We start from the raw sequence: 5521 nt of genomic DNA, 5'->3' as shown, positions 1-5521 counted from the left end.
ACCTTGATCCCCGCCTTGCGGGCAGGCGGCTCGCTCACCTCGAGCGTGGTAACGCGCGGTGTCATGTCGACGCCGTAGTCGGCTGGCGCCTTCTGCGCGAGCGGCTTGGACTTGGCCTTCATGATATTAGGCAGCGAGGCGTAGCGCGGTTCGTTGAGGCGCAGGTCCGTGGTCACGATGGCCGGGAGTTTCAGCGCGACCGTCTCCAGCCCGCCGTCGATCTCGCGGGTCACGTTGACCGTGTCGCCGGCCATCTCGACCTTGCTGGCGAAGGTGCCTTGCGGCCAGCCGAGCAATGCCGCGAGCATCTGCCCCGTCTGGTTGCAATCGTCGTCGATCGCCTGTTTGCCGAGAATGGCGAGGTCGATGCCTTCGCGCTTGGCGATAGCAGCGAGGAGTTTGGCGACGGCCAGCGGTTCGACCGCCGAGTCGGTCTGAACGAGAATGGCGCGATCGGCCCCGATCGCCAGCGCACTGCGCAAGGTTTCCTGCGCCTCACGCGGCCCGATGCTGACCGCAAGGATTTCCGTCGCCACTCCGGCTTCCTTCAGCCGCACCGCTTCTTCCACCGCGATCTCGTCGAACGGATTCATCGAGAATTTAACGTTGGCGGTCTCGACACCGGTCCGCTCGGCGTTGACGCGGACCCGGACGTTGTAATCGACCACCCGTTTGACGGCGACGAGTATTTTCATGGTTTCTCCGTTGAGGGAGTCAAAGTTGCGAAAACGCTTTCGGGCTGCTGGCCGAATTCGCGGTCGGCGTCATGCCAAGCCCCGATCCAGCCGGGCAACGCCGGCGCGACAGTGGAAACGCCCATGGCTTGAGCGAGGACAACCGGCGCCAGCATGCCGCGGGCATCGAGAAAGGCGCCGCGCATCACCGCCTGACACGCCAGCACCGCGCCCGCCGCGATCCGGTGATCGATGTAGAACCATTTGTCGTCCCAACCGATCAGGCGGCTGGTCAGTTCCATGCGCTGGAACGGCTTCAGCGGGCGGCGATAGCGTACGATGCTGCCAGCAATCACCGCCTGCCAGCGGTTCTGCCACATCGCCCGCCACATTCGCGTGCGCACGATCAGGTCGACGCGCCCGACATCCATCAGCGACAGATAGCGGGCGTTGTTCATGTGAATGTTGTAGTCGAGGTCGGGCGGCATGACGCGAAAGCCAAGCGCCGAGGCGTCGTAGAGCCCCAGCCGGGGCCGGAACGGCGCGGCGACAACGGCTCCCATCATGCGCACCAGCGACGCCATCACGCGCCTTTCTTAGAACGCGGCTTCGGGAAACGCGATCATCGTGGAACCGCCCGCCATGATCGAGGAGAACAACGCACCGGTCTGCGGCAGCACCTTGTCCATGAAAAACGCCGCCGACGCCAGCTTGGCCTGATAGAACGCCGCCTCGCCGCTGCTCTCACCAAGCTTCTGATGCGCAATTTCGGCCATGCGCGCCCACTGATAGGCAAGCGCCACAAAACCGAACAGGCGCAGATATTCCGTGGCCGCGGCGCCGGCTTCCTCGGGATGCTTCATGCCGATCCGCGCAAGCTGGCCGGTCGCCTGTTGCAGCCGCACGAATGCCTTGGTCAGCGGATCGACATAGCGCGCCATCTTCTCGTCGCCGGCACGGGTCTGGATGAAATCGGCGACCGGATGGAAAAACGACCGCAGATAGCGCCCCATATGGGCGCCCATCTTGCGCCCGACGAGATCGAGTGCCTGCACGCCGTTGGTGCCCTCGTAAATCTGCGCGATGCGGGCGTCGCGGATGTATTGCTCCATGCCGTGCTCGCGGATGTAGCCGTGACCTCCCATCACCTGTACGCCGTGATTGGCCGCCTCGAAACCGAGATCGGTGAACAGCGCTTTGACGATCGGCGTCATCAGGGCGACGAAATCCTCCGCCTCGTGACGGGTCCTGTCGTCGGCGGCGTGCGAGGCCATGTCGACGGCGCGCGCCACCCACACGCCCAAGGCGCGGCAACCCTCGGTCGTCACGCGGATGTTGAGCAAATGGCGGCGAATGTCGGGATGGACGATGATCGGATCGGCCGGCTTGTCGGGATATTTGGCGCCCGACAGCGACCGCCCCTGCAGCCGTTCGCGCGCATAGGCGACCGCGCCTTGATAGGAGGCTTCGGCCAAGCCCAATCCCTGCAGGCCGACCGCGAGGCGTTCTTCGTTCATCATCGTGAACATCGCCCGCATGCCCTTGTGCGGCTCGCCGACCAGCCAGCCGGTGGCGTCGTCGAAATTCATCACGCAGGTGGCCGAGGCCTTGATGCCCATCTTGTGCTCGATGGCGCCGCACGCCACACCGTTGCGCGCGCCTGGCGTGCCATCGGCATTGACGAGAAATTTCGGCGCCAGGAACATGCTGATGCCCTTGATCCCCGGCGGTGCATCGGGCAGTCGCGCCAGCACGAAATGAATGATGTTGTCGGTCAGATCGTGCTCGCCGGCCGAGATGAAAATCTTGGTGCCGGTGAGGCGATAGCTGCCGTCAGGCTGCGGCACCGCCTTGGTGCGGCAGAGGCCGAGATCGGTACCGCATTGCGGCTCGGTCAGGCACATCGTGCCCGACCAGGTGCCATCCACCAGTTTCGGCAGATAGGCATCTTTCATGGCCTCGCTGCCATAGGCTTGTAGCGCGGTATAGGCGCCGTGCGACAGTCCGGGATAAAGTCCGAACGACAGATTGGCCGAGCAGATCATTTCGGTGATGAGGACATTGACCAGATTGGGAACGCCCTGGCCGCCATACGCGGGATCGCAGGTCACCGACGTCCAGCCGCCCTCGCGAAACAGCTTATAGGCTTCGGCAAAACCTTTCGGCGTGCGCACGACGCCGTTTTCGAGCCGGCAGCCTTCTTCGTCGCCGGACCGGTTGAGCGGGAACAGAACCTCTTCGCAGATCTTCGACGCTTCTTCGAGGACGGCATCGAACACTTCCGGGGTCATCTCTTCGAGACCCGGCTGCTCCGACAGCGCGGCGCCGTCGTGCAGTTCGTAGAGAACGAAGCGCATGTCGCGCAGGGGAGCCTTGTAGGTCGCCATGATATGCTCCGTCAGTTCCTGAGGGGCTTGCCGGTTTCGAGAACGTGTTCGACGCGCGCGATGGTGTCGGGATGGTGCAGCAGCGTCATGAAGCGGCTGCGTTCGAGATCCAGCACTTCGTCTTCGCGCAACGGCCGTGTCACGTCGCTATCGCCGCCCGACAGCACGCCGGCGAGCGCGCCGGACACGACCAAATCATGCTTGGTGGCGAGGCCGCGGCGGTGGAAGCTTTCGGCCGCCAGACGCATCGCCACCGCGGCACTCTCGCCCGGCAGCACCCATTCGCCATCCTTGGCGGGCGGCGAATAATCGCGCGCCAGTTCGAGCGCCTTGGCCTTGGCATCGGCGAGCAGGCGATAGCGGTTCATGGTGATGCCGTCGGCCGGCCGCAGGAACAGCAGCTCCTTGGCTTCGGCCGCCGACTTCGCGACCGTGGCGGTGGAAATGGTCTCGAACACCTTGGCGATGGCCGGCATCGGTCCGTTGGGAAGCTTGCCGAACTGACGCCAGCGCTGCAGCATCTCCTTGCAGCCGCCCCACGCCGGCACCAGGCCGACGCCGCATTCGACGAGGCCGATATAGCTTTCGGCGTGCGCCTGGATGGCGTCGCAATGCAAGAGGATTTCGCAGCCGCCGCCGAGCGCCAGACCCGAAGGCGCACCGACCACCGGGAACGGCGCGTACTTCACCGCCTTGTAGGTCGATTGGCCTTCCATCACCGTCTGTTCCAGCACCGGCCACGCCGCGATGTTGAGCGCGAACAGCGCCAGACCGAGATTGGCCCCGGCGGAGAAATTGCTGCCTTCGTTGTAGATCACCAGCGCCTTGAACTCGCGCTCGACCAGCCTCAGCGATTTGCCGAGCAGGCCCATGATGTCGGGATCGATGGTGTTGAGCTTGGAGGTGAACTCGAAACAGGCAACGCCGTCGCCGATGTCCCACAACGCGGCGGAACCGTTCTTCAGCAGCGGCTCGCGCGTGCGCTTGAGGTCTTCCAGCAGCAAGACGCCGTCGGGCCGCGCGATATCGCGATACCGCCCATCGGTCGCCAGCGCCTGACGCTGCCCGTTTTCGATGCGGTAGAAGGATTTCCCGGCCGCTGCGCGCAACAGGCCGGGCACCGCCATGCCGTCGTGCTCGAGCCGCGCCACGAAGGCATCGACGCCCAACTGGTCGATCAATTCGAACGGCCCGAATTTCCAGGCATAGCCGAGCCGCATCGCTTCATCGACGGCGGCTATATCGTCGGCCACTTCCGGCACCAGCATGGCGGCGTAGCTCAGCGTGCGCGCCATCACCGCCCAGGCATAGCGGCCAGCTTTGCTGTCCGACGCCATCAACGCGGCAAAATGCTTCGGCAGCTCGAGATCGGCTTTCTGCTGCAGCCGGTACTCGCCGGTCTTGAGCGAGATGGCCTCTTTGACCTTGCCGCCGTCCGCGCGGTTGAGGCGATAGAAGCCGCCCTTGCCTTTGCGCCCGGTATAGCCTTCGGCCAGCATCCGCTTGATCAGCGGCAATTCGCGCGCGGTGGTGTGGAACGGATCGCTCGCCGGCAGCGCGCTGCCCATGCTCGCATTGATATGCGGCATCAGATCGAGCCCGACGAGGTCCAGAAGACCGAACACGCCGGTCTTGGGAATGCCCATCGGCTTGCCGATGATGGCGTCCGCCTCTTCGACTTCGAGCCCGGATTCGAACGCCTCCACCACTGCCGTTTGCAGCCAATAGACGCCGAGACGGTTGGCGATGAAGCCGGGCCGGTCCTTGCACACCACCACGCTTTTGCCGAGCGAAAAATCGGCGAAGCGGCTGACGGTTTCGACCGCGTCGGGGCGGGTCGCCGGGCCCAAAACCACTTCCAACAGCCGCATATAGCGCGGCGGATTGAAGAAATGGGTGATGAGGAAATCGCGCGCGAAGGCTTCGCTCAATCCCTCGGTCAGGGCGGCGAGCGGAATGGTGGAGGTGTTGGACGAAACCACCGAACCGGCTTTGCGCACCGCATCGATGCGGCGATAGAGCGCCTGCTTGATGTCGAGCTTTTCGACCACGGCTTCGATGATCCAGTCGCAGTCGGCGAGCTTGGCGAGATCGTCCGCGGTATTGCCGGGCGTGACGAGGCGGGCCGCCGCCTTCGACATGAACGGCGCCGGATCGGCCTTCAGCATCTTTTCCACCGCGCCTTCCGCGATGGCGTTGCGGTTCGCGGCATTCGGCGGAACGATGTCGAGCAGCAGCACGGGCACGCCCGCATTGGCGATCTGAGCGGCGATCCCCGCCCCCATCACGCCGGCGCCGATGACGGCGACTTTGGCGATTTCTGCCATCACACCGCCTCCAGCACCGTCGCGATACCTTGACCGCCACCAATGCACATCGTGGCGAGCGCGTAACGGCCGCCGACGCGCTGCAACAACGACGCGGCCTTGCCGGTGATGCGCGCCCCGCTCGCCCCTAAGG

At 64.6% G+C, this 5521-nt stretch carries 4 protein-coding genes and 1 pseudogene; all 5 read right to left on the bottom strand.

What is annotated here, in order from left to right; translation table 11 throughout:
* A partial coding sequence (locus AC1P6P_RS08620; protein WP_481402031.1) for an electron transfer flavoprotein subunit beta/FixA family protein occupies positions 1–695 on the bottom strand: 695 nt, incomplete at its 3' end.
* Positions 692–1258, bottom strand: a complete 567-nt coding sequence (locus tag AC1P6P_RS08615) for a thioesterase family protein (RefSeq protein ID WP_481402030.1) — start codon at positions 1256–1258, stop codon at positions 692–694. The genes AC1P6P_RS08620 and AC1P6P_RS08615, both read right to left, overlap by 4 nt.
* Positions 1259–1270: 12 nt before the next feature.
* The gene (locus AC1P6P_RS08610) at positions 1271–3061 is read right to left on the bottom strand and encodes an acyl-CoA dehydrogenase C-terminal domain-containing protein (protein WP_481402029.1); all 1791 of its coding nucleotides are present in this window, start codon (positions 3059–3061) and stop codon (positions 1271–1273) included.
* A gap of 11 nt (positions 3062–3072) precedes the next feature.
* Positions 3073–5388 (bottom strand): 3-hydroxyacyl-CoA dehydrogenase/enoyl-CoA hydratase family protein, encoded by a 2316-nt coding sequence (locus tag AC1P6P_RS08605; RefSeq protein WP_481402028.1) that lies wholly within the window; start codon positions 5386–5388, stop codon positions 3073–3075.
* A pseudogene (locus tag AC1P6P_RS08600) lies at positions 5388–5521 on the bottom strand (acetyl-CoA C-acyltransferase); the annotation flags it as partial. The pseudogene AC1P6P_RS08600 and the gene AC1P6P_RS08605, both read right to left, overlap by 1 nt.

The sequence above is a fragment of the Rhizomicrobium sp. genome (genome assembly GCF_056722145.1).
This window is presented reverse-complemented; position numbering and strand designations above follow the sequence as displayed.

Excerpts from the sequence above, each read along its gene's own strand:
- AC1P6P_RS08605 (WP_481402028.1), bottom strand. The coding sequence starts at position 5,388 with ATGGCAGAAATCGCCAAAGTCGCCGTCATCGGCGCCGGCGTGATGGGG.
- AC1P6P_RS08615 (WP_481402030.1), bottom strand. The coding sequence starts at position 1,258 with ATGGCGTCGCTGGTGCGCATGATGGGAGCCGTTGTCGCCGCGCCGTTC.
- AC1P6P_RS08610 (WP_481402029.1), bottom strand. The coding sequence starts at position 3,061 with ATGGCGACCTACAAGGCTCCCCTGCGCGACATGCGCTTCGTTCTCTAC.